Origin of the sequence: Pueribacillus sp. YX66 (genome assembly GCF_041725775.1) — a bacterium.
Taxonomy (GTDB): domain Bacteria; phylum Bacillota; class Bacilli; order Bacillales; family UBA6769; genus Pueribacillus.
This window is the reverse complement of record NZ_JBEUEL010000005.1, coordinates 86,799-113,638: the sequence shown is the minus strand read 5'-3', so window position 1 is coordinate 113,638 and position 26,840 is coordinate 86,799. Positions and strand designations below refer to the sequence as shown.

Below are 26,840 nucleotides of genomic sequence, written 5' to 3'. Positions count from 1 at the left end.
GTCCTTAGGTTAGAAAGGACTTGTCATAAAGCAGTCACGTAAGTAACGTTCTATAAGCCATGTTTTGTACCTTTGTACTGCGAACGGTTTTCACCTCGTACTCAGGTGGTAATCATCTATCTCCGGATATATAATCCGGCTTTCTCTCCGTTCAATTCCTTCGAGAAAGCTCCCCTACCATTATTTTGGGTTTCTCGCTCGTGGGGTTTACCGCGTTCCACTTCTCACGTTTCCATGAGAACTACGTCACTGTGGCACTTTTATAGGCGCACACCTTATCATAACGCATTATGACGTAGGTGTTTGTCCAGCCGTTAATTCAGTCAAAAAACTGAATTACCCTAACTTATTGTTTCGTTAGGCACGAACACTACGGTCATCGCAGACCGTGCGAGCATGGACTTTCCTCTACATTTGAAAAAATGCAGCGATTACCTGAACGTTACTTACTAATTGACCACTCCTCATTATATAATAATAATAAGAGTATTGCAAGTTTTCACGGTTAATCCTCGGCAAGTTTACTTCCGAAAACGTGCTTTTCCAAGTTAGATAAACGTTTTAAGATATCATAGTTTGTATTGCCTGCTGATGTATTTGTTCTTTTTTGTAACTCGCTTAATTTGTTTAATTCCCTTTTTAAACGTGTGTTTTCATTTTGTAATTTTTCGAACTCAATCTGGAAACGCTCATAATCTTTTATTATTATATCGAGAAACTTATCGACTTCATCTTGTTTATAGCCACGTACACTAATTTTAAAATCTTTTTCTAAGACATCTTTCGGAGTCAATTGAATGTTATATTCGGGTTTCATCTGTCCACCTCACTTGTTCATTCCATTTAATTCTTATTTTTTCAGATGCTTATGAAATTGTCAATTTTCGTTTTTAAAAAGAAAACGAACCTCTGTATTTTAGGTTCGTTCTTAGGTGTAATGAGGAGGTATTTCACTTTAAAAGTAAAGGTTTTACGTGTTCGAGTCGTTCTTTTTTAGTAACGGCATCTAGGACAATTACAATTCACGTGTTGATGAGAGACAGACTGGTGATGTGATACCGTATGCGGACAGTGGTGCTGGTATTGATAAATTTTGTGATGATTATATTTCGTATGGGTTGGATGTATAACAGGAACGACATATGGGTGATATACATTTTTCACGATTGTTCTCGTAGGACACACAATAGGTCGTAAAGTAGTAGGTCTTGGCTGTCTAGGGAACCAACTCATATTAAAAATCTCTCCTCCCTTTAATATTCGCTACACTACTACTTTATGTTTAACCATTATAATTTGTAATAGGACAGCCAACTATTTTGGTTATGTACCATAAATAACTTATGAAAGCTTATTGAAACTTATGCTTTTAATGAACTACATTATATTGCATTAATCAGTTTAGTGATGTCGTCTTCAAGCTCTTTAATGGGGACGAACCTCGCTTTTCTAATCATTTCTTTGCCATCAACAAGTACAATAACTACTGGTGCCGAAAAAATTAAGTATTCCCCAATAATTTCCGGAGTTTTTTCTGAATCAATATGTAGCGATTGAATGTTTGGAAATTTCTTCAGAAGTAATTCAACTTGAGGTAATAATGCGTGACAAACTGAACAATTTGGTTGTGAAATAAATAGCAACGTAATTTTATGTTTTGCTATGATTTCTTTTATTTCGTTTAATTTTTCAATGTTTTTCATTTGCAAAAATTCCTTTTTTAATATTTTTTGTGATTCTGAACAATGCCCTAACCCCTTGCTCGTATAGTCATATGATATGGCATATTTACCTAAATATTTATACAGGGAGTGTGAAAAATTTTTACGATTTTCAACCTGAATTTTTTTTATCTGTACCAGCAGTTTTTAGAGTATGAGCCTTACAATATGCAGGATCAAGATGAAAGTTTTGAAAGACAACAACCTTTCGTATCAAATCTTCAAAGACGGGTCACTGCTTTAAAACGAGAAAATGAACGTCAAAATCGTGAAATAACGCGTTTAAATCGAGTGGTTGAACAACATACACGACGGTTAAATCGTCTTTATCAAAGACTTCGAGTCCCTTTACAGCACAAGAAGATGGCTTTAAAGAAAATCATAGCAAAAAGCAACAGGAGGAACCATCGATTCACACCTGCTGCTTTTTTTAAAAAAAATATTAATCTTCTAATAGTGGATAAACTCCATCTTTATCATGGACCTCTTGACCAGTGAGTGGCGGGTTGAACACACAAATTAATCTGAGGTCTGTTTTTGCGCGTAAATAATGCTCATCATGCTCGTTTAATGCATACATCGTGCCGTCTTTAATCGGATAAATTTTTCCGTCTGCAATCGTTTCAATTTCACCTTCTCCACCAACACAATAAACGGCTTCTAAGTGATTTTTATACCAGATGTGTGTTTCTGTACCAGCATAAATGATTGTCTCATGGAAAGAAAATCCCATGCCGTCTTTTTTTAATAAAAACCTCCGGCTTGCCCATGTTTCAGCTCTAACATCATTTTCTGTATTAATAATTTCATCTAATGTTTTAACGATCATGTCGATATTCTCCTTTTGATGTTACATTTGCTATTGATTTAAGACTGCTTGAATGCTTTCTTCTACAATTGAAAAACCTTGTTCTAAACCTTTTTTATCTATAATTAAAGGAGGTAGAAACTTAAAAACTTCATCATTCGGTCCGGACGTTTCCATTAAAAGTCCTCTTTTAAATGCTTCGGCACAAATTTTTACAGAAAGCCCAGCTTTGTTACATGCAACGCCTTGCATTAACCCTCTGCCTCGCGTTTCAGCATCTAACTCCTTATATTCATCTACAATTTGCTCAAGAAATTCGCTCATCATTTTAGACTTATCAGCAATCTCTTTTGAGAATTCATCAGTTTCCCAAAAACGCAATGCTTCGGTAGCTGCGATAAACGCCAAATTGTTGCCTCGGAATGTGCCGTTATGTTCGGCTGGCTCCCAAATATCATACTCTTTTTTAATTAACGTTAAAGCCATTGGAAGACCAAAACCTCCGATTGACTTTGAGAGACAGACGATATCAGGATTTATTCCAGCGGGTTCAAAGCTAAAGAAACTTCCTGTTCGCCCGCATCCAGCTTGAACATCGTCGACAATTAGCAATATATCGAACTTTCTACATATTCTTTCGACTTCTCTTAACCATTCAAAGCTAGCCGCGTTAATTCCTCCTTCTCCTTGAACCGTTTCTAAGATGATTGCTGCAGGCATATCTAGTCCGCTTCCGCTATCTTCAAGAAATTGCTCGATATAAGCAATTGAATCTCCATCTTCTAGATAATTATCAAAAGGCATTGATACACTGTTGTTCAAAGGAATTCCTGCTCCGATACGTTTAAAGGAATTTCCAGTAACGGATAGTGAACCGATCGTCATACCGTGAAATGCATTCGTAAAACTAATCACCTTATCACGACCAGTTACTTTTCTAGCTAACTTCAATGCACTTTCAACTGTATTTGTTCCTGTCGGACCTGGAAACATTATTTTGTAATCAAGGTCGCGTGGTTTAAGGATTACTTCATTGAAACGTTCTAGAAATTCTGCCCTTGCAACAGTTGCCATGTCTAAACTGTGCGTAATAAAATCTTGTTCAATATAATCGAGAAGTAGCTTTTTCATTTGCTCGTTATTGTGCCCATAGTTTAAAGTTCCAGCACCCGCAAAAAAATCAATATATTCTTTGTTGTCAACGTCCCATACTTTGTAGCCTTTTGCTTTTTTAAATACAGTAGGAAAACTGCGGCTGTAGCTTCTGACTTCTGATTCGTACTTTTCAAAAATATTTAGACCAACTTCAGATTTTTCTTTAACAGTCGTCATTAAGTTTACATACCTCCATTAAAATTTAAAACTTTTTTAAAATTTATTTAAGCGGACCAATTCGATAAGTAAACTCGGGTTCATGCGTAGAGTCAGGGAATTGTTCAGCTGAAAAACATTCTTTTACTTTACAGTTTGTTTCTAATTTATTCGCTAAACCTGTGAATAAATTTCTTGAAGGTAGATTTGAAGGGGTTACAGTTGCCTCCAGATAGTGAATATTTTTGTCTTCAAGTTGTTTTAGAAGATTTACTAACAAGTTTGTTGCTAGTCCCTTCCCTCTTTGAGATTTGTCTACTGCTACTTGCCATACGAATAACGTATGAGGGGAGTGGGGTTGAATAAATCCAGAAATAAACCCTACAAGTTCATCGTCTATTTCCGCTATAATTGAAGTTTTGTTAAAATATTTTGCCCACATTAAATAACTGTATGGTGAATTCAAATCGAGGACTTTCGTTTTTTTAACAAGTGTATACATTTTCGAACCATCATTTTCAGTCGGTTCTCTAAATATAGTGTTTTCACTTTTTAATAATGGTGAAGAGTTTAGCAGTGTAGTGCTCAGTGCTTTTCACCTCCCAACTTCATGGAGCAACGTTATGAGTCAGCATAAAGGGAACGATTGGAAAAAGCAAAAGGAAAAAATTTGAGTATTTTGGATTTATTCTCTATAAACTGGAGACTGAAGGAATTACCCTCTATTTACTACTAATAACGGCCATATCGTCGTTCTAACAGTATTATCATATAGGAGAATTTATAATAGATGAGGGATTAAAATGATGCGTGAGCCAATATGACGAGATCGTGAATAATCACGTTATATGAGACTATATACAAAAATAAGCTCATTTTTCTAACAAAAAAACTGGCGTTTTGCCAGTTTTTTTATAAATCAGTTATGCAATACGGGACAATATTGTGTTTAATACATAATCGATGGACTTAATCATTTCATTAAATCGCCTTCGACCTGTGTCTTTTTGAAAAGCTTTAACTGAAACGATTAATAAATTTTCGTAACAATCTTCGATTTGTTGAGGATAAAGATATTTGATTTCTTCCTTTTTGAGCCAATCCAAGGCTAACTGTTTCCAATTTGAAGCTGTGTTAAAAACTTCGTCAGCGAAAGGTTTTACATCTTTATAAAAATCAGCAACGTAACTATCATCTGCTTTTGCTGTCGCATATTTTTCAAATGCTTGTTTGTTAAAACTTAAGAGTTGATTTGTTAAATGTCGCAATTTTTGTAAATCGTTAGTATTCAATGGAACACCCCCAACGATTTCAGTTTATCAAATTAACCTCTCAAAGCATATTTAAAAAACTAGCAAACCAATTTCTTTGTGCTTTTTGTTTTTGTTTATAAGGAATAACATCCTCTTCCTTCGGTTTTTCAGCTTTTAATTGCTCAATTTCGCTTTTTAAGTTTTCGACTAATTTATATAGTTTTTCTAGTTCACGCCGATGTTGTAGCAATTGGATATTAACGACGTTCGTCGCTTTTTCTCCTAATTGATATTCTACATTTTCTAAACGAGTAGTCATGGCGTTAAACTTCTTTAACACATCGTTTATTTTATTGTGTGTCATGTCCTCTGCTCCCGTAAAATCGTATTCATTTAAGTGTGTAACTTTAACTTGCGACATTGGTAAACCAAGATTTAGTTGTTGTTTAATTTCTTTTAATTGTAAAATGTTCGTATCGTTAAATAGATAATGCCCATGTTCATTTTTTTCACAAGGAAGCTTAAAATATTTCACCCATCTTTGCACTGTTGTCGGGTTAACTCCTAATTCTTGAGACACTTCTTTTGTTTTAAAGACCGTTCTCATTTTGAATACCTCCTTATAGTTCGTGTTCAAAAAAGGGCATGGATCAGACGTGTAAGCAGATCGAGGCACGGAATAAAAAAACCGACGGTGTTTTTTAGACCGTAACGAAGAAATGCACAGTGGATTTTCAGCCCCTTATTGAACATCCTCTTATACGTTCAGTATTGACCATGTATTCTATGTATGAAGCGAAGTCCCTTCTCACTTGACAAAACTAGTAACTGTTCGGCAAAGAAAGTGCAATTTTGTCACAATTTTTAAGTAATAATAGTTTGCTTTTTTATGAATCAGCGGTAAAATCAATTCAAAGAGAAAGGCTGTTCTCTTATTCATAGTTTGGAATGAAGGAGACAAACGATGTTTCATTATCCAAATGGTAAAAAATTCATCCCATTTAGTGAACAAAACACAAAGAAAACGAAAACAAATTTCGGTAACCGAGGGATGACTCTTGAAGAAGATATAAACGTAACGAATCAATTTTATTTGCAAACAGGAAAAGCAGTCATCCATAAAAAACCTACACCAATTCAAATTGTTAATGTTGATTATCCGAAGCGAAGTGCAGCTGTCATAACAGAGGCATATTTCAAGCTTGCTTCAACAACCGACTACAATGGTGTTTATCGCGGAAAATATATTGATTTTGAAGCGAAAGAAACGAGAAATAAAACGTCATTTCCATTAAATAATTTTCATTCACACCAAATTGAACATATGAAAAATGTTGTTAATCAAGGTGGAATTTGTTTTGTTATTTTAAAATTTGTTCATATTGATACGATTTTTATATTAGGTGTCGACCACCTATTTATATTTTGGGACGATCATTTACAAGATGGACGCAAATCGATTCCATTATCATATGTCAAACAACATGGCGAAGTTGTCCCGATAAAGTATCAACCTAGAATTGACTATCTATCAGTTATTGATAAAATTTATTTTGGTTAATTGTGTTTTCAATGAAACTACCTTTTTGAAAGGCAGGAAACTGTTATGAGTGAGGAATATCGTTCAAGGGCAGAAAGGCGAAAAGCATTACAAAAACAACCTAGAAAGACAAAGAAAGGACTTGCGAAACGCATTCTCACGGTGCTTGCGATCATATTATTAATTATGTTTATCGTTGGAACAGTCACAGTCTTTGCGATGTTACGAGGTACACCTGAATTAAATCCAGAACTGTTGAAAGATCCTGTTTCATCTACAATTCTCGATAAAGATGATGAAGAAATTGCTACGATGTCTGGAGCCGAGAATCGGGAAGTTGTTTCGATACAGGAAATTCCCGAACTTGTACAAGATGCGACATTAGCGATTGAAGATGTTCGCTTTCATGAGCACTTTGGACTTGATGTTCGTAGAATATTCGGAGCCGTTGTTGCAAACGTTAGAGAAGGCTACGGTTCTGAAGGAGCAAGTACGATTAGTCAACAAGTAATTAAACGTTCGTTTTTAACACCTGAAAAAACAATTAAGAGAAAAGTACAAGAAGCTTACCTTGCTGTAAAATTAGAGCAACGTTATTCAAAAGAGCAAATTTTAGAAATGTACTTAAATAAAATTTATTACGGTAAAGGTGCGTATGGGATTAAAACAGCGGCGGAAACATATTTCCAAAAAGAACTTGATGAATTAACTGTTTCTGAAGCAGCGCTTTTAGCAGGGCTTCCGCAACGTCCGCATTATCTTGATCCGTCAACAAATCCTGAAGCAGCTGAAAAAAGACGAGATACGGTTATTTCGGCAATGTTGAAATACGGGTTTATTAAAGAAGCGGAAGCAGAAGAAGCGAAGGCGATTAAAGTCGCGGATATGTTGAATGTAAAAGAAAAAGAAGAAACGAAATATGAGGCGTTTATTGATCAAGTGTTTAATGAAGTTGAACAAATAGAAGGTTTATCTTCTCGTGATATTTATGAAAGCGGCTTAACGATACACACGACATTAGATATAAAGGCACAAGAACACGTTGAAGAAATAATCGAAAATGATAACTACTATCCAGATGAAAAATTCGAAACAGGGATTATCCTACTTGATACAGAAACTGGCGAGGTAAGAGCAGTTGGTGGTGGACGTCATAAATTAGAAGAAGAAAAGCAGAAAAGAAGGCTAAACTTTGCGACACAAATTACTCGTCAACCAGGATCCGTCATTAAGCCTATTCTTGCTTATGGTCCTGCAATTGAACATTTGAAATGGTCGACAGCAAAATTAATTAAAGATGAAAAATTAGTCATTAACGGTCACGAAATCCGCAACTGGGACCGTACGCACCGTGGTCGGGTAGCGATGCGAAATGCATTAGAGTGGTCATATAATGTCCCGGCTGTAAATACTTTTCTTGAAGTCGGCGCAGACCAAACAAGAGAATTTGCAGAAGGACTGGGAATTCCACTTAAAAATGATGAAGTTACTCCTTCTTATGCGATCGGTGGTTTTAAACATGGTATTTCTCCATTGCAGTTGGCAGGAGCCTATGCTGCTTTTGGAAATGAAGGAATTTATAACGAACCGCATTTAGTTAGGAAAATCGTCTTCCCTGATGGACGAGAAATTAATACTAAACCTGAACCAGTGGCAGCGATGAGTGATTATACTGCCTATATGGTGACAGATATGTTAAAAACAGTTGTCCAAAGCGGTACAGGAACACGCGGTCGTGCCCCTTCCTTACCAATGGCTGGAAAGACAGGAACAACAAACCTTAAGGAAGGCATTGTTGGTAATGGTACGTCAGACGGTTGGTTTGCTGGCTATACGACGAGGTATACGGCGGCTGTTTGGACAGGTTATGAAGAAACGACGCAAGAGACCTATATAAAGAATGAGATTGGAAGCCGTGTAGCTCAAACAATTGTAAAAGAAGTGTTGACTCAAGCATCACAAGGAATTGAGACACCAGATTTTAAAAAGCCAAGTTCAGTTGTTGAAGTTCCGATTGAGATCGGTACTGAGAAAAAACCAAGTGCTTTCACACCGAAAGATAAAATTAGCTACGAATTGTTTGTTCGTGGAACCGAGCCTAGTGAAATATCGGATACGTATGATAAACTTGAACCACCGACAGGGTTAACTGCTGAATATGATGAGGATTCACAGTCGATATATTTGTCATGGAATCACTCTCATGCTGATGATGTAATCTTTGAAATTAGTATGTCAGTTAATGGTGAGAAGAGTTCATTAGCGCCAACATCTGATTTATCATTAACTGTACCAAATGTGACACAAGGTTCGAAATACGTATTCCAAGTGGTTGCTGTTAACGAAGAAAAAGGTGTAAAGAGTGATCCTGCTTCAGTCACCATTGAGATCCCTGCTGAGGTTGAAGAAGAGGAAGATCCGGCTGAACCGCCTGAAGATGGTGATGAAGAAGAGGAAGATGAGCAAGATGAAGAGGAAAACCCTTCTGATGAAGAAGAAGAAAATACAAGTGACAGACCGGTCTCACCACAAGGTGTGCAACAAGGTAGGCCAAATCTTCCTAACACAGCTAGACCAAATCAAAATGAATAAAATAAATGCATCGGGTTAGCCGATGCATTTATTTTATTCTTAAATTATGAACGGCACGTTTTTTAATAAGTTCTTTGTAAAGTAAGTTTAGTTGTACAAAAGAATGGTACTGTGTTGGATGTTCAATGATAAAGTTGAGTCGTTCAGTTGTATTAACAGGTTTGACGGTAAAATTTTTTGTTACTTCTTTCCATTGATGAATATCGACTTTTATAATTGAATGTCCATTCGTTATAAAAAGGGCATAGAGAAATGATAAAATCCCTTCACACATGGACTTAAATGCTTTTTCGCTATCACGTGTTTCATACAGGTTTTTAAGCTCGTTTGCTCGTTTGTTCCACTTTTCAAATAGGGTGTTTATGTTTACACTTACGTCTTTAGGAGGATGATTAGCATGAAAAAATTGCATAAAATCATGCTCATTTTTGTACAATTTTCCCTCTCCTTTTCATCCTTTTCTGACCTTCTCGACATAGATCTAAAACCGGACATATATCGCAGTTCGGGGACTGTGCTTTACAGTGATATCGCCCGAAGAATATAAGTTGATGATGTGCTTGTGACCAACGTTCTTTTGGAATTTTCCTCATTAATGATTCTTCAACTTGTAAAACAGAATCTTTCCACCTGCATATTCCAAGTCGCTTGCTTACCCTCTCTACGTGTGTATCGACAGCAATTGCAGGGATTCCGAAGGCAACTGAAACGACGACATTAGCTGTTTTTCTTCCGACACCAGGAAATTTCGTCAATTCATCGCGTTCTTGCGGAATAACGCCCTCGTACTCGTACAGAAGCATATGGCATAATTTTTGAATATTCTTCGCTTTATTGCGATAAAGTCCGATTCTGCGAATGTCATTCTGTAATTCTTCTAAAGGAACAGATAAGTAGTCTTCAGGTGTTTTATATTTCTTAAAGAGGTTTTCTGTAACTTTGTTGACGAGGACGTCTGTTGCTTGAGCTGACAGCAAAACAGCGATTAATAATTCGAATGGATTTGAATGACGTAGCTCACAATGTGCATTTGGAAACATTTTATCGATTTCATCGAGGACATATAGAACTTGTTTTTTCGTTAACATTCGTTTGATTAAGCCTCCATTTTTAGTTTACAAATAAGAAAGCGGACAGTTTTTGCCCGCTTTCAATTAAAGCCAATTATAAAAAGGATAACTTATGTTTGATTTTACTTCTTTCTCTTGAGTTTGTCTTTGCGGTTGACGTCTGAATCTTTCACCGTAGGTATGTGCTTCTTCGACTGTTTTTATCCCGTTTTTCTTCCATTCAAATAAAATTCGATCAATATAACGAAAGTTTAATTTTCCGGAAAGTACGGATTCTTTTAGAGCCGCTTTTATAAGTTCTGTTGAATGTTTATCTTCATCAATCCACATCGCCAATGTTTCGCATTCTATCGGTGAAAGCGGTCGAGCAAATTCGTTTTCAAACAGTGTATAAAGGTTTTCTTCTGCTATAGTCGCTTCTATCTTTTTTTCATTATTTACGATGAAGGCAGATAGCTTTTTCCACAATGGTGAGAGTGAGTATGATTCAGAATATGGCTCTTTATGTTCTTCGATGAGCAATACGTCTTTCTGAATCAATGTTCTCACTAACTGCATGCAATCTTCACTTGATAATGTCATACGTTCAGAAAGTTGATCGGGGGTTGGAAAGTGAATTCCTTTACTTATGAAACTGTAAATTTGAATGATTAACATGCATTCAATTTCATTCATATCGATCTGTTTATAATGCTGAAGTAGTAAATTAGGGATCGAGATGGCGCCCTCATTGAACCATTTTTCTAAAAGTTCTTTTTTCAATTGTTTGACACCCCATTTATCGATTTAACGTGAGGCATGTAATTTAAACATGTTTTATTTCATTCGTTCCCTAACAAAACGTGCGATTCTCACAATCGCTTCATCTAGAATTTCTGGTGAAGTTGCATAAGATAAGCGAACATTATTAGGTGCTCCAAAGCCCGAACCTGGTACGAGCGCAACATTAGCTTCTTCAAGCAACGCTTTTGTAAATTCATCTACAGATGAATAGCCAGTACGTGATGCAGCTTCTTTCGCATTTGGAAATAAGTAAAAAGCACCTTGCGGTTTAATGCAAGTAAATCCTTCAATTTCTATTAACCTTTCATATAGATTGTTTAACCGTTCTTCAAATGCTTGTCTCATCATTTCTACAGGCTCTTGAGGTCCATTATACGCGGCGATTGCACCATATTGAGAAACAGTTGCAGGATTTGAGGTGCTATGACTAGCGTGATTCGTCATAGCTTTAATTAATTGAGCATTTCCAGCTGCATACCCGATCCTCCACCCTGTCATAGAATGTGACTTTGAGACACCATTTATAATGACTGTTTGGTTTTTTAGTTCTTCAGAAACCTCGGCGATTGATATGTGCTTTGCACCATCATATGTTAATTTTTCATAAATTTCATCTGATACGATTAGTAGGTTATGTTTTAAACATACTTGTCCAATGGCGGCGAGTTCATCTTTAGAATAGAGCATACCTGTAGGATTGCTAGGCGAATTAAGTACAATCGCTTTTGTTTTCTCAGTAACCGCAGCCTCGATCTGCTCAGGAGTGACTTTAAATGAGTTTTCTTCTTTTCCTTCAACGTAAATCGGAATGCCTCCAGCTAGTTTTACTTGCTCAGGATAGCTTACCCAAAAGGGAGTAGGAATGATCACTTCATCTTTTTCATTTAAATAGGTTTGAAATAATGTGTAAAGAGCATGTTTTGCCCCAGAACATACAATGATTTCATTCGAACTGTATTTTAAATTTTGATCGTTACGAAATTTTTCGATGATGCTTTCTTTTAATTCTGGTAAACCACTTGAAGGTGTATATTTTGTAAGCCCTTCATTTAAAGAATGATACGCAGCTTCAATAATATGTTTTGGTGTATTAAAGTCAGGTTCCCCAGCCCCGAGTCCGATAACATCGTGTCCTGCTGCTCGAAGTGCTTTAGCTTTGGCTGTAATTTCTAATGTTGTAGATGGTGAGATAGATGACGCTCGTTTCGATAATTGCATTGTATTTCCCCCAGTTTCACATTTTTTTCTATGTTTAAATCGCTTTTAAACGGTAATTTTCAATCCACGTTTTTCCGTCAAAATGTAAATAATAAAAGCTATATCGATCATTAGAATCAATAAATGTAATTTCCCAAACGGGAATATTATATTTCATTCCGATGCGAACATTTTGTAATTTTTTAATATCAAATTCAGATCGTGCATATTTTTTCACTTGTTCTTCGGTAAGTCCGTTTCGTGCTTTTTCAATCATAATATCATCTGGTTTTTTTTCTGGGACCCAAATGATGATTTCTTCATTTTGTTCATCTAATGCACGAACGACCTGATAGGATTCATCCCCGTTAAAAAAAGTTACCTCTAGTATGTCGTTTATTTCCACACTGCTTTTAGCAATTTTTATAGCTCGTTCTTGTTCATTTGAAAACGGTTTTGAAGCATTGTGATATAAATAAGCAGATTGAATTATAGCAAATAAAAAAATTACGATAATACTAATGAAGACCCATTTTTTCATCGTATCCCCTTCTATAGCACACTTCTATATTTTCAACGATTATCGTTATTTTTGCAAATCAACGATGTCGCTTCTTGATTGGTGGAGTCATCGGATTAAATAAAGGCTGAACGTTATGATATAATTGTTGCTTCTGGCTCATGATCAATCATTTCCACTATTTTGTTTTCTTCATTCATTATCGCGACTTTAGGCGAAAAATTTTTTACTTCTTCTTCTGATACTAATGCATAAGATATAATGATAATGACGTCCCCTTCTTGCACTAAACGTGCGGCTGCACCGTTCACACAAATGACACCGCTACCTCTTTTTCCCGGAATAATATATGTTTCAAAGCGGGCACCATTGTTATTATTCACAATTTGTACTTTTTCATTTGGAAGCATGTCCACTGCGTCAAGAAGGTCTTCATCGATCGTAATGCTTCCGACGTAATTAAGGTTGGCTTCCGTTATTCTTGCACGATGAAGTTTCCCTTTCATCATTGTTCGATACATTCGTTATCCTCCTTTATAGTCAAGATGATATTATCAATTAAACGAACTTTCGAATATTGTACAGCTACTGCAAGAATCATTTTTCCTTTTATCGTATTAGTTTTTGTTAAATCAGGATACGTTAATAGTTCGACATAATCTATTTTTCCCGTAATAGCGGAAGATAATTTATTGACTATCGTTTTTTTTAATTGTTCACAATCCCGTACACCGTTTTCAACTAACATTTTTACTTGTTGTAATTTTTCGTATATAATGGGTGCTTCTTTCCGCTCTTTTGTTGTTAAATTAACATTTCTAGAACTTTTTGCTAATCCATCATGTTCTCTCACCGTTGGACAAGTGACTAAACTAATCGGGAAAAAATAATCGGTTAGAAAACCTTCGATAACAGCGACTTGTTGTGCATCTTTCATTCCAAAATAAACACGATCAGGTGAAATAATATGAAAAAATTTAAAAAGAACAGTTGCAACGCCGTCAAAATGCCCAGGTCTTGATTTACCACATAAAACATTCGTTCTTTTTACTACGTGAATTTCAGAAGTTAATTCTGATGGATACATCTCTGTAACCGACGGATAAAAAAGAACATCGACACCGTTTGCTTCAGCTAGCTGGCAATCACGTTCAAAATCGCGCGGATAGGTTTCAAAGTCTTCATTCGGTCCAAATTGTGTTGGGTTTACGAAGATGCTCATGATTACGATATCATCTCTTTTTCTTGCCTCGTTTACGAGAGAAAGGTGCCCTTCATGAAGAAATCCCATCGTTGCAACATAGCCAATTGAGTTATCGCTCGATTTAAACTTTTTTGATAACTGTTGCATTTCCTTCACAGTTTTTACAACGATCATGTGCGTACGCCTCCGTATAGGCTTTTCAATTCTTCATTTTTTATCGAGAATGTATGTGCTTCACTAGGAAATGCTTTTTTTCTCACATCATTTGTGTAATTCGTAACGGCTTGCTCAATCGTTTTTGAAATTTGGCAATATTGTTTCACAAATTTTGGTACACGGTGATTGCCATAACCTATCAGATCATGATAGACGAGCACTTGACCGTCCGTATGTGCACCTGCTCCAATTCCTATTATCGGGATGGATAACTCTTCACTTACGATGGCAGCCACTTGTTCAGGAACGAGTTCAAGGACGATGGAAAATGCCCCAGCCGCTTCAATTTGCTTTGCATCTTCGATTAATTTCCTCGCTGCTTTTGCATCTTTACCTTGCACTTTATACCCACCTAGCACGCCGACAGATTGTGGAGTTAAACCAAGATGACCGACAACAGGAACACCCGCTTGGGTTAACTTATAAATATGGTCGACAACTTCTCCACTACCTTCTAGTTTTAATGCATGCGCTCCGCCTGTTTGAATTAATCGCTTTGCGTTTTCGAGCGTTTCAGAAAATGACGAATGATAGGTCATAAATGGCATATCCGTTACAATAAACGTATCGAAAGCTCCTCTTTTAACGGCTTTCGTATGAACGATCATATCGTCAAGTGTAACGTCGACAGTTGAGTTATATCCTAGTACGACATTACCTAACGAATCACCAACCAAAATAATATCTACGCCTGCGTCTTCAACAATTTTTGCTGACGGATAATCATAAGCTGTAATCATCACAATCGGTTCTTTATTTTCTTTCATTTTGATAAAATCTGTTGTACTTTTCACGTAGGAAATCCCTCCAAATATCAAATGTCTAGTTAGAGGGTGAGAAAATCAAAAAACCTTCTTTACAGGAAAGAAGGATTACGTGATTATGTTGATTTTCATCCCTCTGTCCCCGTCCTAAAAAGGATCAAGGCAGAATCCGTATATTTAACTAAATGACGAACAAAATGGTGCAGTTCTAATGATACTGCCCAATCTGTTTACAGTATAACAAGATCACTTATGATTGTGAAGAAGAAATTTCAATGTCAGCTGAATAGACTTGATGGGTGTTGCCATCCTTATCTTCGATAAGGAGAACACCTTCATCTGTAATCCCATTAGCAAATCCATAAATCTCACCATTTAATGTTCGAGCAGTTATATATGTTCCAAGACTTACAGCATAACTTTCCCAGCGAAGTTTAATCGGTTTGAATCCATATTCCAAATATTCTTTGTATAGTATCTCAAATTGTTGAAAAAATGTTCGGATTAACAGAGCACGTTCAATTTCATGATGACCATTTTCAATTAAAAGTGATGTTGCTTTATTCTTTAATTCTTTTGGAAACTGCTTAATGTTTACATTAATGCCAATTCCGATGATAACCGATTGTACAAGATCTGCTTCCGCCTGTAGTTCAGTAAGAATGCCAACGACTTTTTTTCCGTTTATTAAAATATCGTTGGGCCATTTAATTTCTGCTTTAATATTTGTTTCCGCTTGAATAGCTTGTACAATTGCGACAGCTGTTAGCAAAGTTAATTGTGGTGCTTGATGCGGAGGGATATTTGGTCGTATAATTAAGCTCATCCAAATTCCACTCCCTTTCGGGGATTCCCATTGGCGACCTAAACGACCTCTCCCGTTTGACTGGTGCTCCGCAATGACAACTGTCCCTTCTTTTGTACCTTCAAGTGCAAGCGTATGTGCGATTTCTTGTGTAGAGCTGACGACATCATAAAAATGGATGTGCTGACCAATTGTATTTGTTTGCAAATTCGTACGAATGTCATGCGGTCTAATATTGTTGGGCTTTGAAATTAAACGATACCCTCGCTTTTGTACCCCTTCCACATCATAACCTTCTTTTTTTAATTCAGAAATATGTTTCCAAATGGCCGTTCGAGAACATCCTAATTGCTCACTTATTTTTTGTCCAGAGATGTAATCATTTTGATTTTCCAGCAGCAACGTTAATAATTTTTCTCTTATTGATTGTGCCAATGTGAAACCCACTCTCTTAATTCATTTTTATCGTTACGTAGCGTTCCAGCAATAATTGATTGTTCAATTAGAGTTAGAACTTCTTCAATCCAGGGACCTCTTTTTCTATTCGTAAAATCGATAAGGTCATTGCCGTTAATCGCGAGATCTTTTCTTTGTTTGATCGGAAGTTCGGCATATATCTTATGAAAATTTCTGAGATTAACTTCGAGAGATTGCTTATGAATAACAGTATGAATTGTAATGTAAGATTGGCTTAATTCCCATCCTAGTGAATAGAAAAGATAAGCATCCCACTGTTTTGACTTCTCTCGTTTTAAGGCGTACAGCAACGTTTCTACTTGTTTAATCATTCGCTTTGGTCGTTTCCAAGCCTTTAAAAATGTTTTAGGGTCATGGTTTATATAAAAAAGTAACAAGGTCCAGCATTCATGAGGCTCTTTTAATCGCGTTAAAGAAAGTTTTGCAATCGTTTCTATCTCCGCTTGATATCCTTTTAAACACGGTAAAAAACAATGAATATTGTAAGTAGCAATAAGCTTGAGTGCTTTACCACTTGCTTGACCTAAACATAATTTTTCGAACTCTTGGGCAATTCGTTCAACTGAAAGATGTTCTAAATACGATTTCATCTCATCGATAGCATGCAATGTTTCTTTATCGACCGAAAAATTTAATTGTGCCACAAATCGAATCGCTCGCAATATTCGAAGTGGATCTTCCTGAAAGCGATCATATGGGGAGCCGACTGTTCGAATGAGTTGATTATGAATATCTAGCTTTCCGTTAAAAGGGTCGATGATTTCCAAATTGTTAGATACAGCAATGGCATTCATTGTAAAATCTCGGCGTTTTAAATCTTCTTGTAAACTCGATATAAACGTGACTTCATTTGGTCTACGGAAATCATGATATTCACTTTCTTTTCGAAACGTTGTAACTTCATAAGCTACGCCGTCGTGAACAACAATGACAGTTCCATGTTCAATGCCGACAGGGATAACATTTTTAAAAAGTGCTTGCACGATGTTTGGTGTTGCTGACGTAGCAATATCGATATCATGAATTGGACGGTTTAGCAAGTAATCTCGAACAGCGCCTCCTACAAAGTAAGCTTCATAACCATGTTCAGTTAACGTATTTAAGATTGGTTTTGCTTTTATAAATGACTGATTCATGTTCTTCCATCCATTCAATTCGAAAGAATTTGTTTATAAATCGTTTCATAATCATTTACAATTTTTTCTGAGTGAAAATGTGTTCTGGCACGTTTAAGTCCATGCTGTACAAATTGTGCATGCAGCTTTTCATCTTGTAAAATTTTTATTGAATAATTTGCCATATTATCGATGTTGCCAACTTCACATAAAAAACCTGTTTCGTTGTGAATGACGACTTCTGGAATTCCACCGATATTTGTGGCGACAACAGGGACTTCACATGCCATCGCTTCTAGCAATACGAGACCGAAACTTTCTTTCTCTGAAGGGAGTATAAGCAAATCACTAATCGAAAGAATTTCCGCAACGTTTTCTTGCTTTCCTAAAAATATCACTTTCTCACGTAAGCCGAGTTGATCGATCATGTTACTAACGATAAACCGATCAGGTCCATCCCCTACTAATAGTAATTTTGCTTCAATTTGTTGTGAAATTTTATGAAATGTATAAATGACGTCTGGAACGCGCTTCACTTTGCGAAAATTTGAAATGTGAATAATCGTTTTTTCGGTGTTAGAAATTTGAAAATCTCGCTTCAACTTTTTGTTTTCACGTTTATAATAAGTCGTTTCATCGACAAAGTTATAAACGGTTTGAATTGGAAAATCTGTATGTAAAAGCTTTTGAGTTTTGTTTTTTAAATCATTTGAGACTGCGGTGACAACGTCAGAATTTTCGATGCCAAATTTTATCGCGTTTGCCAATGTTGAGTCATACCCAAGGACAGTAATGTCTGTACCGTGTAACGTAGTCACAATTTTTGTATCTTTTCCAGAAAATTGCTTTGCCAAGTATGCACAGATTGCATGTGGGACAGCATAATGGACGTGAAGAATATCAAGCTGTTCTCGCTCGATAACATCTGCAATCTTACTGGCGAGCGCTAACTCGTATGGCGGATAACGAAAAACGGCGTATTGATTGACTTCCACTTCATGAAAAAAAATATTTGGGTACACTTTTCCAAGTCGAAAAGGTACACTTGATGAAAAAAAATGAATGAGATGTCCTTTTTTAGCGAGCATTTTCCCTAGTTCGGTTGCAATGATACCAGAGCCACCGATCGTTGGATAACCTAATATTCCAATTCGTAACTGCATTTATTTCAACTCTAATCAATTATATTTTCAAGACCATAGATGAGAGTGTCTAACTTCATAACGGTTTCGACTGCTAACTTCACTCCAGGCATAAATGATTCACGATTTATAGAATCGTGACGGATCGTTAATGTCTGACCGTGTCCGCCAAAAATAACTTCTTGATGTGCAACGAGACCAGGCAAACGAACACTATGGATAGGAATCCCTTCAAAAGTTCCTCCTCGAGATCCTTTGATTGTTTCAACTTCGTCAGGATGCCCTTGTTTCATGCCCTCGCGATTTTCCATAATCATTTTAGCTGTTTTTACTGCTGTTCCTGAAGGGGCATCTAGCTTTTTATCATGGTGCTGTTCAATAATTTCGACATTCTGAAAATACTTAGCGGCTGCTTGCGAGAATTTCATCATTAAAATCGCACCGATAGCAAAGTTTGGCGCAATTATCGCACCAATTTGCTTTTCATTTGCGATTTCAGTTAACTGTTGAATATCTTGTTCTGAAAACCCGGTTGTGCCGACGACTGGATGTACCCCATGCCGAAAAGCAATTTCCATATGTCGTCTACCTGTTTTTGGGGTCGTTAAATCAATGAGCACGTCACATTCATGATTAATTAGACATTCTTCAAGATCATTGAAGACAGGAATGTCAAGTTGAGGTGCTCCGGGAACATCTTTTAGAAGCATATTATTGTGTTTTGAATCGACGACGGCTACTAAATTAAAATGATTTGTATTTGCAACCATTTTAACTGCTTCAGAGCCCATATTCCCTCTCGGTCCAGCTAGTACAATTCGGATATTTTTATTTTGCATCATCGTTTCCCCTCTCTATTTTCGTCCAACGATTTGAATCGCGTTCAGCAAATTTTTTCATTACGAGATCAAATGCTTCGGTTAGATCGATATTTAGTGAATTAGCAAAGCATACAAGTACGAATAAAATATCACCCAATTCTTCTTCGATTGTTTTAGGCTGTTCTGAAGCCTTTTTTGGTTTTTCGCCATAATAGTGATTAATTTCCCGAGCGAGCTCACCAAGTTCTTCACTCATACGTGCTAACATTGCAAGTGGACTAAAGTATCCTTCTTTAAATTGGGTTATGTATTTATGAACCTCAAGCTGTATCTCTTTCATCGTTTTGTTTTGCATTAGCACACCTCGTTAAAAATTGTTCACATTTCACATTAATGGTAACGAAAAACGAGGTGTAATACAAATGGTTAGCAGAAATTGAACTAGCCCTTTATTCAATATATAATGAAGGACAAATTAAGTGAATGTTTTATTTTCTCAAAAAGGAAAATGATATAAATAAAAGATAGTATTAATGAGCAATATCGATAAACCGCCAGTAGTGCTATGTTGATTGAAGCGCAGGGCAATCGACGAATGTATATACAAATAATCACACAAGAGAAGGCTAGTTTATAACTAGTGAACATTAAATAGCTTCGACTAGCGTAGACAGAATGCGTAGACTCCAGAAGGAACAGCACGAGTCCGAAGATCCCGCAGTGAGGTATGAGCGAGGTCGGTGACAACGGTCACGTCCTGTAACGTCACCGACACTTGTATTTCTTGTATAGCGGAGGCTGAGGCCGTGCCTGCGCAAAGCGAAGCATTTTGCCGAAGCGGTACGGCGCAGTTTCGTTCAACTGAGTATATGGTGAAAGAAGGCGTTTACTTGCGAATCAAAGTGAAAAATATGTTTTTTATATTGCTAGGTGCTGCAATTTTCTCATTTGGGCTTGTTCATTTTAATATGGAAAATAATTTATCCGAAGGCGGATTTACAGGGATTACGTTACTTCTTTATTTTTTGTTTGAGATTAATCCGGCGATTACGAATATTGTATTGAACATTCCGATTTTTTTTATCGGATGGAAGTTGTTAGGGCGTATCACATTTATTTATACGTTGATCGGAACATTTGCAGTCTCATTTTTCTTATGGCTTTTCCAAAATCATTTAAAATTTTCAATGCCGCTGCATGAAGACTTAACACTAGCCGCACTTTTTGCAGGGACGTTTATCGGTGTTGGACTTGGGCTTATTTTTCGTGTTGGTGGAACGACAGGAGGCGTTGACATTATCGCTCGTCTCGTTCGTAAATATGTAGGTTGGAGCATCGGAAAAACAATGCTTATCTTTGATACTGCGGTGATTACTGCGTCGCTTATATATTTAAATTACCGTGAAGCGATGTACACTTTACTCGCTGTTTTTATTGGAACGAGAGTGATTGATTTTATTCAAGAAGGGGCGTATAAAGCTCGTGGAGCAATGATTATTTCTGAGAAATCCAATGAGATTGTAGAAAAGATAACGGAGACTATGGATCGTGGTGTGACCATTTTGCACGGACGTGGTAGTTATACAGGTGAAAAACGTGATGTTTTATATTGTGTAATTAGTCGAAGTGAACTGACACGGCTGCGAAACTTAATTAAAGAAATCGATCCGACCGCATTTGTCGCACTGACTGATGTTCATGAAGTGCTCGGCGAAGGATTTACGCTTGATGAACATAAACGTCCGTTGCATGAGGAGTAAGTGGGATGTATGTTGGACGTTAATTTAATGATGTAATGTTCAAGACCGTATAGGACTCAGTGTTATATGAATAAACATATTAACATGCAATCAAATCCTTATATAAAATATTTGTGATTTTGTATTTTACGATTTTTAACGATAAACAAACTGCACCTCTAATTGAGGTGCAGTTGTTCATAAAAGGGGTTTTAATTTAATCTTGATTCATACCGACATAGACAAGAATGAAACGTAATAGTTCCATTACGGCTACAACCGCAGCGGCAACATAAGTTAATGCAGCGGCATCAAGAACTTTTTTCGTTTCTCGTTCTTCATCATTTCGAATGACTCCAAGCGACACGACTTGATTCATCGCTCTGCTGCTAGCATTAAATTCAACAGGAAGTGTGACAATTTGAAATAGAACCGCCGCAGCCATAAAGATGATACCAAGTAAAATTAAATTTGACGAATAAAGGAGTAAACCAGCCAAAATTATAATAAAGGAAAAGTTGGAACCAAGATTTGCAACAGGTACTAAAGCATGGCGAAAACGTAAAAATGCATAGTCTTCAGCATCTTGAATCGCATGTCCAACTTCGTGTGCTGCTACTGCCGTTCCAGCTAAAGAGTGTCCATGATAGTTGTCAGAAGACAATCGAACCGTTTTCGTCCTTGGATCGTAATGGTCTGTAAGTTTGCCACGCACTTCTTCGACTGTAACATCATATAAGCCGTTATCATCTAGTATTTTTCGCGCAACTTGTGCTCCAGTCATACCAGATGAAGAAGGCACTTTTGAATATTGACTATATGCTTTTCGAACTTTCATTTGTGCCCAAATCGGAATAATGAGCAAAATCGCAAAGTAAATTAAAAAATACATTCGTTATTCTCCACCTACTTCCGTAAATTAATATTTCTCTATGGTCAATTTTAGTCAAAAAATGTCCATTCGTCAATAAATGAGGTGAGTTTAATCAAGATCTTTTATCTTTTTTTTCTGTTTGTCACCTTTATATTTTCTCCAACCAACATAAATTAATGTAATAGCAATAATGCTTCCAATTGCATAAATAAGTCCGAGTAACCCAGGTTCTGCACTGGAATGTTTATCGTTTTGAAAAAGTAATTGAAACTCACGTTGAATTTCTGACAACTGTTTGTTTTTTTCTGGTGAGTCTCCAATTTTATTGCGATAGTGTTCTAAATAATTTATGTATGAATCATATCGTCCGGATTCGTGTTCAGGTAAAGAGATGACTAAGGATGGTCGAATCACTTCATATTTTGATAAAAAATTATTTAAGTGCATTTGAAATTGAATGCGTTCCCCGGCTTTGTATGCTGCAATCGCTTTATTCAATGGTTCCAATACGAATGTCTCTGTATCCTTCCATAGTGGGTGGTGTTCGTTCGTTACAGCGTTAACAGTTAATCGAAATTGGAGTAACTTATTAAGCCGTTCTTCATCGTTCATTTTTATAGAAGTTAAAGCAGACTCCGCTTGTTCGTATGAATAAATCACCATCTTCATTTCTTCCATAGTTAAGTTTTTTTCGGCAGCATTCTTCAAAAAAATTTCAGAAAAATTTGCAATTACTTTTTTAGCTTCCTCATATTTTTTTTGCTTGCCAAGCTGAAGTACATGTTCTGCAATTTCATTGATTTTGTTCCAATTTTGATCGTCTTCACTAGCAAACACAATGGACGTTTGGAATATAAAAATAATAAGAAATAGATATAGTGTATTTTTTTTCATTGTTTGTCCCTCCTTGCCATAGTAAAGCTTATGACAAAGTGGACAAGATTAGACCTATGTATAGCGCATGTTTAGCGAAGATCTAATGTCAATCTGTTTTCTCGAATGGCAACGGAATAAATAAGGAAACATGTTAGAAGCGAAAGCCAAAATGTTGCATATCCGATATGCATAATATATTCATGCAGAAGTGGATATCTCGGATACATATTATAAATATAATCAATAACATCGTTATGAAACGTCCATATAACTGCAAATAGAAAATGAATCGTTTTAATCCTAAAAAATGGGGCGTATAAAATCGCTTGGATAGCCATACCAAGATGTGATAAAATAAGCATCCAATTTTCAATCGTTATCGTGTTTGAAATGAGAATCCCTCCAATATTCATTCCGACAGCCCAAATGCCGTATTTAAATAGTGTAATTGCCGCTAATGCTTCAAGCAATGAAAAGTTTCGACCTAATAAAAACCCGATAAGAACAAAAACGAAAAATAAACTTGCTGTCGGACTATCAGGAACGAATGGGATAAAATACCAAGGTGTATTTGCAAGTTGATAGCCGTACCATATGTACCCGTAGATCGTCCCAAGAAGGTTAATTATTAATAAAATCCACAAAACGGAACGTTGTTTTAATACATGTAATAGCCAGATCACGTTTCAAAACACCACCTTTACATTGATTGAAAATGATCGAAAAGAAAACTCGGCCTAACTAAGCCGAGTTTTTTGTTAGTATTATTCAAGTGATGCAATAAATTCCGCTAATTTTTGAAGTTCTTCGTCAGTACCATTAAATGTTCCTGGTGGCATGTTCGGTGGAACACCATCAACAATAATGTCTTTAATTTCTTCAACAGATAATCCTGTACCTGCAAGTGTTGGAGCAGTACCAGAACCTTCTAAATTACCACCGTGACAGCCTACACAGCTTTGATCTGAATAAATGATAAATCCTTCTGCATTAGGATCAAATTCAACTTCTTCCTTAAGTTCACCTTGAGCAGCTGCTTGTTCCCAGTCGTGATTTACTACAGACTCCCAGGTTAAGTAAATGACGCTAATCACTGCTAAGAGCATCATTCCAACTGCAATCGGTCGCTTAGATGGTCTGCGTTCAGGGCCTCTATCTAGCCACGGTGCTAAAATAAGGGCTGTAAACGCAACTCCCGGTATAACAAGAGCTCCGATTAATGTAAAGTCACCAGCTGCGTATTTATATTTCAACAATTGATACAAAAAGAGAAAATACCAGTCTGGAAGCGGAATATATGATGTGTCAGTCGGATCCGCAACCCGTTCTAATGGCGATGGGTGTGCAACGGTTAAAATCAAATATCCAACTAAAAAGACAGCTCCTACCATCCATTCTTTCAGAAGGAAATTTGGCCAAAATGCTTCTGTTTTCCCAGGGTATTCTGAATAGTCTTTTGGAATGTTAGGTGTTCGTTCTGCAGGGATTCGTGAATCCCCGACAAACTTCATACCTTTACCACGGTGCATTGATTTCCCTCCCTTTACTTAACGTATATGAAATCCTATAGAGGACCTGAAATTCCTTGTCTGCGAATTATAATGAAGTGTGCAGCGAGTAAACCGAGTAATGCAGCAGGTAAGAAAAACACATGAATCGCAAAGAAACGTGCAAGTGTTTGTGCACCAATAATTGTTGCATCACCTGCTAATAGTGTTTTAATAGCTGGACCGATAAACGGTACTGCTTCAGCAATTTGCAAACCTACTTTTGTTGCAAACAACGCCTTCATATCCCAAGGAAGTAGGTAACCTGTGAAACCTAATCCGAGCATAACGAAGAAAATTAATACACCAACAACCCAGTTAAGTTCACGTGGTTTTTTGTACGCACCTTGGAAAAACACTCTTAATGTATGTAAAAATAACATGACAATAACTAAACTGGCTCCCCAGTGGTGCATCCCTCTAACGATAACTCCGAATGCTACTTCGTTTTGAAGGTAATAAACAGATTCCCAAGCGTTTATAACGTCTGGTACGTAGTACATCGTTAAAAACATACCAGATAAAATTTGAATAACTACAATGAAAAATGTTAATCCCCCGAAACAATAAACAAAAGCTGAGAAATGATGTGCGGGGTTTACGTGCTCTGGTACTTCATGGTCTGCGATATCACGCCATATCGGTGTAATATCAAGTCGCTCATCAACCCAATCGTACAATTTCTGAAGCATTTCATCCACCTCCTACTAAGCTTTTGGGTGAGGCAATGGTTTTCCTAAAAATACTTTACCATCTTTAATTTCCATTTCATAGACATCCAAAGGAGCTATAGGTGCTGTGCCAGGTACTTGGACACCGTCTTTATAATAACGTCCAGCATGACATGGGCAATAGAACTCATCCGGGTAGGCAGGGTTTGTTCCCCAGTCAACCGTACAGCCTAAATGTTTACAGACAGGAGACAATGCTACAATATCACCTGAATCATTTTTGTAAACGAAAGCTGCTTGTTCCACTTCTGATTCATGCCAACCATCCACTTGGTTGACTTTAAATTTTTTCATTACGGGCTCTGTTGTAATGTCATCAACCTTCAGGTCTATATCAACCATGTCTGAAGCTGCTTCGGTTTTTAAGATTGGATCAATCGCAAAACGAACCATCGGCATCAATATACCGGCTGCCATGAATCCTCCAGTTCCCATGAGAGTATAGTTTAAAAACTGCCTTCTTGTAATCTCATTTTTCTTTGCCAATCGGTTTTCCCTCCTATCGTAATTTATACTCATGATTAATAATACACACATATTACTAGGACATACCCATGATAGCGAATCGGGCTGTTACTGTCAATAATATGACGAGTCTGAATAACAATTAACTATCGGATTGCCACTGATTTGTTACAATTTGAAGAATTTGTTTCGTTTGTTCTTGAACGATTTCACTTTTGTATTTGTCATCCATATGTTCAAGAGGAATAGCAGGTATCCAAATAAGCGTTTCTTTTAATTTATCTTCAACAAGTTTCCACTCATTGTCAGACGTAAATAAGAATATATATCGAAAGCCACTTTTTTGTAATTCTTCGATCCAGCATGTCAGCATTTCAACTTTTCTTTCTAACCTTTCTAGTTTTAAATACGTGAATGGGGGGGTGACAAGTGTTCTACCGTGCAGCTGTCTTTCGATTTCATTCGTTAATATTGTACTAAACTCTCCCATCGATACCGCTTGCTTCATATCTTCCTGTAATGAAAAAGGAATAAGCGTAATCAATGCAGTATCGATATATTCTTTTGCAGACAAATAAATTTCAATTTCCTTCGATGTCCATTTCAATGCTATTCTTCCTCTCTGATAGAAAAAGTTTTCCACACATCAAATTTTTTATACGCATTCCATTGTATAATAAAATAGGTCCTTTTTGTTTAAAAAGGACCTAATAGGTTTTGCAGTTGCTTTGTTAACTTTAAAAACGTTTTTTTATCATTGTTATCGAGCGCTCTATTTATTTCTTTATTTAGTTGTTTTCGCTTGAAATTAATGATTGCTTCATCGACGACAAAATCTGTCCAGATTGCAAACTGTTTGTTTGGTTGCAAGCTTTCAGGCAAAAAAGGGTTGTCTTCGGTAATTAGACCATATTGTGCATTTTTATGCGAGTGTTTAAAGTTTAATTGAACATAGATTTTTTCTTCCGGGTTTAAGCGTATGTCGTGAAACGATTTTTCGATATCTGACGTCACAATATTTTCTTTTAAAAAGCGAAAAGGCACTTCATTTGAACAAACAGTAGATAAAATGATCGCTTTAGGGCAAAATTCAGCCTGTTCCACAAAATGCAAATTTTCCATGACAAGGTCATCACTGATAAAGTAATTTAATAACCAAACACACTCGCGCTTATGAAAGCGATGATTTTTTAAGAACCACTTTAAAAAATCTTTTTTTTCGCTAATGGAAGTGGAGTTACTCATGATGGACTCCTCCTTTACCCCGTT

At 36.6% G+C, this 26,840-nt stretch carries 32 protein-coding genes and 1 other RNA gene; 3 read left to right on the top strand and 30 right to left on the bottom strand.

Going from position 1 to position 26,840, the window contains the following annotated elements:
* Positions 1–48: 48 nt before the first annotated feature.
* The 9 genes from rnpB to ABU914_RS03910 all read right to left on the bottom strand — a co-directional run bounded on the left by rnpB (position 49) and on the right by ABU914_RS03910 (position 5,700).
* Positions 49–443, bottom strand: an RNA gene (gene rnpB, locus ABU914_RS03950) — RNase P RNA component class B.
* A 62-nt stretch (positions 444–505) separates the two neighbouring features.
* Complete coding sequence (gpsB, locus tag ABU914_RS03945) at positions 506–817, bottom strand: cell division regulator GpsB (protein ID WP_379668454.1); 312 nt, start codon at positions 815–817, stop codon at positions 506–508.
* A gap of 176 nt (positions 818–993) precedes the next feature.
* Positions 994–1,233: a CotD family spore coat protein gene (locus tag ABU914_RS03940; RefSeq protein ID WP_379668453.1), complete on the bottom strand. Its 240-nt coding sequence runs from the start codon at positions 1,231–1,233 to the stop codon at positions 994–996.
* A 149-nt stretch (positions 1,234–1,382) separates the two neighbouring features.
* A complete protein-coding gene (locus ABU914_RS03935; RefSeq protein WP_379668452.1) occupies positions 1,383–1,703 on the bottom strand; it encodes a thioredoxin family protein in 321 nt (106 codons plus the stop codon).
* Between the two features lie 460 nt (positions 1,704–2,163).
* Positions 2,164–2,550 (bottom strand): ectoine synthase, encoded by a 387-nt coding sequence (locus ABU914_RS03930; RefSeq protein ID WP_379668451.1) that lies wholly within the window; start codon positions 2,548–2,550, stop codon positions 2,164–2,166.
* A gap of 30 nt (positions 2,551–2,580) precedes the next feature.
* On the bottom strand, positions 2,581–3,861 hold the full coding sequence (gene ectB / locus ABU914_RS03925; RefSeq protein WP_379668450.1) for a diaminobutyrate--2-oxoglutarate transaminase: 1,281 nt from the start codon (positions 3,859–3,861) through the stop codon (positions 2,581–2,583).
* Between the two features lie 43 nt (positions 3,862–3,904).
* A complete protein-coding gene (gene ectA, locus ABU914_RS03920; RefSeq protein WP_379668472.1) occupies positions 3,905–4,378 on the bottom strand; it encodes a diaminobutyrate acetyltransferase in 474 nt (157 codons plus the stop codon).
* A gap of 385 nt (positions 4,379–4,763) precedes the next feature.
* The gene (locus ABU914_RS03915; protein WP_379668449.1) at positions 4,764–5,132 is read right to left on the bottom strand and encodes a YppE family protein; all 369 of its coding nucleotides are present in this window, start codon (positions 5,130–5,132) and stop codon (positions 4,764–4,766) included.
* Positions 5,133–5,172: 40 nt separating this feature from the next.
* Positions 5,173–5,700, bottom strand: coding sequence for a MerR family transcriptional regulator (locus tag ABU914_RS03910; protein WP_379668448.1), 528 nt, complete (start codon positions 5,698–5,700; stop codon positions 5,173–5,175).
* Positions 5,701–6,057: 357 nt separating this feature from the next.
* Here ABU914_RS03910 and recU point away from each other — a divergent pair, with 357 nt between their 5' ends.
* Together recU and ABU914_RS03900 are read left to right on the top strand one after the other, a co-directional pair.
* On the top strand, positions 6,058–6,654 hold the full coding sequence (gene recU / locus ABU914_RS03905) for a Holliday junction resolvase RecU (protein WP_379668447.1): 597 nt from the start codon (positions 6,058–6,060) through the stop codon (positions 6,652–6,654).
* Between the two features lie 45 nt (positions 6,655–6,699).
* Positions 6,700–9,225, top strand: coding sequence for a PBP1A family penicillin-binding protein (locus tag ABU914_RS03900; RefSeq protein WP_379668446.1), 2,526 nt, complete (start codon positions 6,700–6,702; stop codon positions 9,223–9,225).
* 28 nt (positions 9,226–9,253) lie between these two features.
* On the opposite strand, the gene ABU914_RS03895 is transcribed toward ABU914_RS03900, so the two are convergent.
* The 13 genes from ABU914_RS03895 to ABU914_RS03835 all read right to left on the bottom strand — a co-directional run bounded on the left by ABU914_RS03895 (position 9,254) and on the right by ABU914_RS03835 (position 19,694).
* Entirely contained in the window at positions 9,254–9,661 is a 408-nt protein-coding gene (locus ABU914_RS03895; protein WP_379668445.1) for a YpoC family protein, read from the bottom strand.
* The gene (nth, locus tag ABU914_RS03890) at positions 9,648–10,313 is read right to left on the bottom strand and encodes an endonuclease III (RefSeq protein ID WP_379668444.1); all 666 of its coding nucleotides are present in this window, start codon (positions 10,311–10,313) and stop codon (positions 9,648–9,650) included. The genes ABU914_RS03895 and nth overlap by 14 nt, the downstream gene beginning before the upstream one ends.
* A gap of 66 nt (positions 10,314–10,379) precedes the next feature.
* The gene (locus tag ABU914_RS03885) at positions 10,380–11,057 is read right to left on the bottom strand and encodes a DnaD domain-containing protein (protein ID WP_379668443.1); all 678 of its coding nucleotides are present in this window, start codon (positions 11,055–11,057) and stop codon (positions 10,380–10,382) included.
* 54 nt (positions 11,058–11,111) lie between these two features.
* Positions 11,112–12,296: a pyridoxal phosphate-dependent aminotransferase gene (locus ABU914_RS03880; RefSeq protein ID WP_379668442.1), complete on the bottom strand. Its 1,185-nt coding sequence runs from the start codon at positions 12,294–12,296 to the stop codon at positions 11,112–11,114.
* Between the two features lie 34 nt (positions 12,297–12,330).
* Entirely contained in the window at positions 12,331–12,816 is a 486-nt protein-coding gene (locus tag ABU914_RS03875) for a cell wall elongation regulator TseB-like domain-containing protein (protein WP_379668441.1), read from the bottom strand.
* A 113-nt stretch (positions 12,817–12,929) separates the two neighbouring features.
* A complete protein-coding gene (gene panD, locus ABU914_RS03870; protein ID WP_379668440.1) occupies positions 12,930–13,316 on the bottom strand; it encodes an aspartate 1-decarboxylase in 387 nt (128 codons plus the stop codon).
* Positions 13,301–14,173 carry a pantoate--beta-alanine ligase gene (gene panC / locus ABU914_RS03865; protein ID WP_379668439.1) on the bottom strand — a complete coding sequence of 291 codons (873 nt, stop codon included), beginning with the start codon at positions 14,171–14,173 and terminating at the stop codon, positions 13,301–13,303. Before panC ends, panD begins: the two co-directional genes overlap by 16 nt.
* Positions 14,170–15,009 (bottom strand): 3-methyl-2-oxobutanoate hydroxymethyltransferase, encoded by an 840-nt coding sequence (gene panB / locus ABU914_RS03860; RefSeq protein ID WP_379668438.1) that lies wholly within the window; start codon positions 15,007–15,009, stop codon positions 14,170–14,172. The genes panC and panB overlap by 4 nt, the downstream gene beginning before the upstream one ends.
* 220 nt (positions 15,010–15,229) lie before the next feature.
* Positions 15,230–16,219 (bottom strand): biotin--[acetyl-CoA-carboxylase] ligase, encoded by a 990-nt coding sequence (locus ABU914_RS03855; RefSeq protein ID WP_379668437.1) that lies wholly within the window; start codon positions 16,217–16,219, stop codon positions 15,230–15,232.
* The gene (locus tag ABU914_RS03850) at positions 16,204–17,397 is read right to left on the bottom strand and encodes a CCA tRNA nucleotidyltransferase (protein ID WP_379668436.1); all 1,194 of its coding nucleotides are present in this window, start codon (positions 17,395–17,397) and stop codon (positions 16,204–16,206) included. The genes ABU914_RS03855 and ABU914_RS03850 overlap by 16 nt, the downstream gene beginning before the upstream one ends.
* Positions 17,398–17,411: 14 nt before the next feature.
* Positions 17,412–18,539, bottom strand: a complete 1,128-nt coding sequence (bshA, locus tag ABU914_RS03845; protein ID WP_379668435.1) for an N-acetyl-alpha-D-glucosaminyl L-malate synthase BshA — start codon at positions 18,537–18,539, stop codon at positions 17,412–17,414.
* Positions 18,540–18,550: 11 nt separating this feature from the next.
* Positions 18,551–19,357 carry a 4-hydroxy-tetrahydrodipicolinate reductase gene (dapB, locus tag ABU914_RS03840; RefSeq protein ID WP_379668471.1) on the bottom strand — a complete coding sequence of 269 codons (807 nt, stop codon included), beginning with the start codon at positions 19,355–19,357 and terminating at the stop codon, positions 18,551–18,553.
* Positions 19,347–19,694 (bottom strand): nucleotide pyrophosphohydrolase, encoded by a 348-nt coding sequence (locus ABU914_RS03835; protein ID WP_379668434.1) that lies wholly within the window; start codon positions 19,692–19,694, stop codon positions 19,347–19,349. The genes dapB and ABU914_RS03835 overlap by 11 nt, the downstream gene beginning before the upstream one ends.
* A gap of 514 nt (positions 19,695–20,208) precedes the next feature.
* Between ABU914_RS03835 and ABU914_RS03830 the strand changes: the two genes are divergently transcribed.
* Positions 20,209–21,099 carry a YitT family protein gene (locus ABU914_RS03830; RefSeq protein ID WP_379668470.1) on the top strand — a complete coding sequence of 297 codons (891 nt, stop codon included), beginning with the start codon at positions 20,209–20,211 and terminating at the stop codon, positions 21,097–21,099.
* Positions 21,100–21,295: 196 nt separating this feature from the next.
* Here the strand turns inward: ABU914_RS03830 and ABU914_RS03825 are convergent, their stop codons facing one another.
* The 8 genes from ABU914_RS03825 to ABU914_RS03790 form a co-directional block, all read right to left on the bottom strand.
* Positions 21,296–21,970, bottom strand: coding sequence for a zinc metallopeptidase (locus tag ABU914_RS03825; protein WP_379668433.1), 675 nt, complete (start codon positions 21,968–21,970; stop codon positions 21,296–21,298).
* Between the two features lie 90 nt (positions 21,971–22,060).
* Complete coding sequence (locus ABU914_RS03820) at positions 22,061–22,846, bottom strand: sporulation protein YpjB (RefSeq protein WP_379668432.1); 786 nt, start codon at positions 22,844–22,846, stop codon at positions 22,061–22,063.
* A 71-nt stretch (positions 22,847–22,917) separates the two neighbouring features.
* Complete coding sequence (lhaT, locus tag ABU914_RS03815) at positions 22,918–23,511, bottom strand: lipoprotein heptaprenylglyceryl N-acetyltransferase LhaT (RefSeq protein WP_379668431.1); 594 nt, start codon at positions 23,509–23,511, stop codon at positions 22,918–22,920.
* A gap of 81 nt (positions 23,512–23,592) precedes the next feature.
* A complete protein-coding gene (locus tag ABU914_RS03810; protein WP_379668430.1) occupies positions 23,593–24,357 on the bottom strand; it encodes a menaquinol-cytochrome c reductase cytochrome b/c subunit in 765 nt (254 codons plus the stop codon).
* 35 nt (positions 24,358–24,392) lie between these two features.
* On the bottom strand, positions 24,393–25,067 hold the full coding sequence (qcrB, locus tag ABU914_RS03805) for a menaquinol-cytochrome c reductase cytochrome b subunit (RefSeq protein WP_379668429.1): 675 nt from the start codon (positions 25,065–25,067) through the stop codon (positions 24,393–24,395).
* A 15-nt stretch (positions 25,068–25,082) separates the two neighbouring features.
* Positions 25,083–25,625, bottom strand: a complete 543-nt coding sequence (locus ABU914_RS03800) for a QcrA and Rieske domain-containing protein (RefSeq protein ID WP_379668428.1) — start codon at positions 25,623–25,625, stop codon at positions 25,083–25,085.
* Between the two features lie 88 nt (positions 25,626–25,713).
* Positions 25,714–26,178: a YpiF family protein gene (locus ABU914_RS03795; RefSeq protein WP_379668427.1), complete on the bottom strand. Its 465-nt coding sequence runs from the start codon at positions 26,176–26,178 to the stop codon at positions 25,714–25,716.
* Between the two features lie 89 nt (positions 26,179–26,267).
* Complete coding sequence (locus ABU914_RS03790; protein ID WP_379668426.1) at positions 26,268–26,816, bottom strand: ReoY family proteolytic degradation factor; 549 nt, start codon at positions 26,814–26,816, stop codon at positions 26,268–26,270.
* Positions 26,817–26,840 lie beyond the last annotated feature (24 nt).

Coding starts and splice junctions, on each gene's coding strand:
- ABU914_RS03935 (WP_379668452.1), bottom strand. CDS start 1,703: ATGAAAAACATTGAAAAATTAAACGAAATAAAAGAAATCATAGCAAAA.
- ABU914_RS03820 (WP_379668432.1), bottom strand. CDS start 22,846: ATGAAAAAAAATACACTATATCTATTTCTTATTATTTTTATATTCCAA.
- qcrB (WP_379668429.1), bottom strand. CDS start 25,067: ATGCTTCAGAAATTGTACGATTGGGTTGATGAGCGACTTGATATTACA.
- ABU914_RS03850 (WP_379668436.1), bottom strand. CDS start 17,397: ATGAATCAGTCATTTATAAAAGCAAAACCAATCTTAAATACGTTAACT.
- ABU914_RS03835 (WP_379668434.1), bottom strand. CDS start 19,694: ATGCAAAACAAAACGATGAAAGAGATACAGCTTGAGGTTCATAAATAC.
- ABU914_RS03940 (WP_379668453.1), bottom strand. CDS start 1,233: ATGAGTTGGTTCCCTAGACAGCCAAGACCTACTACTTTACGACCTATT.
- ectB (WP_379668450.1), bottom strand. CDS start 3,861: ATGACGACTGTTAAAGAAAAATCTGAAGTTGGTCTAAATATTTTTGAA.
- bshA (WP_379668435.1), bottom strand. CDS start 18,539: ATGCAGTTACGAATTGGAATATTAGGTTATCCAACGATCGGTGGCTCT.
- ABU914_RS03830 (WP_379668470.1), top strand. CDS start 20,209: ATGGTGAAAGAAGGCGTTTACTTGCGAATCAAAGTGAAAAATATGTTT.
- nth (WP_379668444.1), bottom strand. CDS start 10,313: ATGTTAACGAAAAAACAAGTTCTATATGTCCTCGATGAAATCGATAAA.
- ABU914_RS03825 (WP_379668433.1), bottom strand. CDS start 21,970: ATGTATTTTTTAATTTACTTTGCGATTTTGCTCATTATTCCGATTTGG.
- ABU914_RS03790 (WP_379668426.1), bottom strand. CDS start 26,816: ATGAGTAACTCCACTTCCATTAGCGAAAAAAAAGATTTTTTAAAGTGG.
- ABU914_RS03875 (WP_379668441.1), bottom strand. CDS start 12,816: ATGAAAAAATGGGTCTTCATTAGTATTATCGTAATTTTTTTATTTGCT.
- ABU914_RS03800 (WP_379668428.1), bottom strand. CDS start 25,625: ATGAGTATAAATTACGATAGGAGGGAAAACCGATTGGCAAAGAAAAAT.
- ABU914_RS03930 (WP_379668451.1), bottom strand. CDS start 2,550: ATGATCGTTAAAACATTAGATGAAATTATTAATACAGAAAATGATGTT.
- ABU914_RS03910 (WP_379668448.1), bottom strand. CDS start 5,700: ATGAGAACGGTCTTTAAAACAAAAGAAGTGTCTCAAGAATTAGGAGTT.
- panD (WP_379668440.1), bottom strand. CDS start 13,316: ATGTATCGAACAATGATGAAAGGGAAACTTCATCGTGCAAGAATAACG.
- dapB (WP_379668471.1), bottom strand. CDS start 19,357: ATGCAAAATAAAAATATCCGAATTGTACTAGCTGGACCGAGAGGGAAT.
- ABU914_RS03900 (WP_379668446.1), top strand. CDS start 6,700: ATGAGTGAGGAATATCGTTCAAGGGCAGAAAGGCGAAAAGCATTACAA.
- ABU914_RS03880 (WP_379668442.1), bottom strand. CDS start 12,296: ATGCAATTATCGAAACGAGCGTCATCTATCTCACCATCTACAACATTA.
- ABU914_RS03810 (WP_379668430.1), bottom strand. CDS start 24,357: ATGCACCGTGGTAAAGGTATGAAGTTTGTCGGGGATTCACGAATCCCT.
- gpsB (WP_379668454.1), bottom strand. CDS start 817: ATGAAACCCGAATATAACATTCAATTGACTCCGAAAGATGTCTTAGAA.
- panC (WP_379668439.1), bottom strand. CDS start 14,173: ATGATCGTTGTAAAAACTGTGAAGGAAATGCAACAGTTATCAAAAAAG.
- recU (WP_379668447.1), top strand. CDS start 6,058: ATGTTTCATTATCCAAATGGTAAAAAATTCATCCCATTTAGTGAACAA.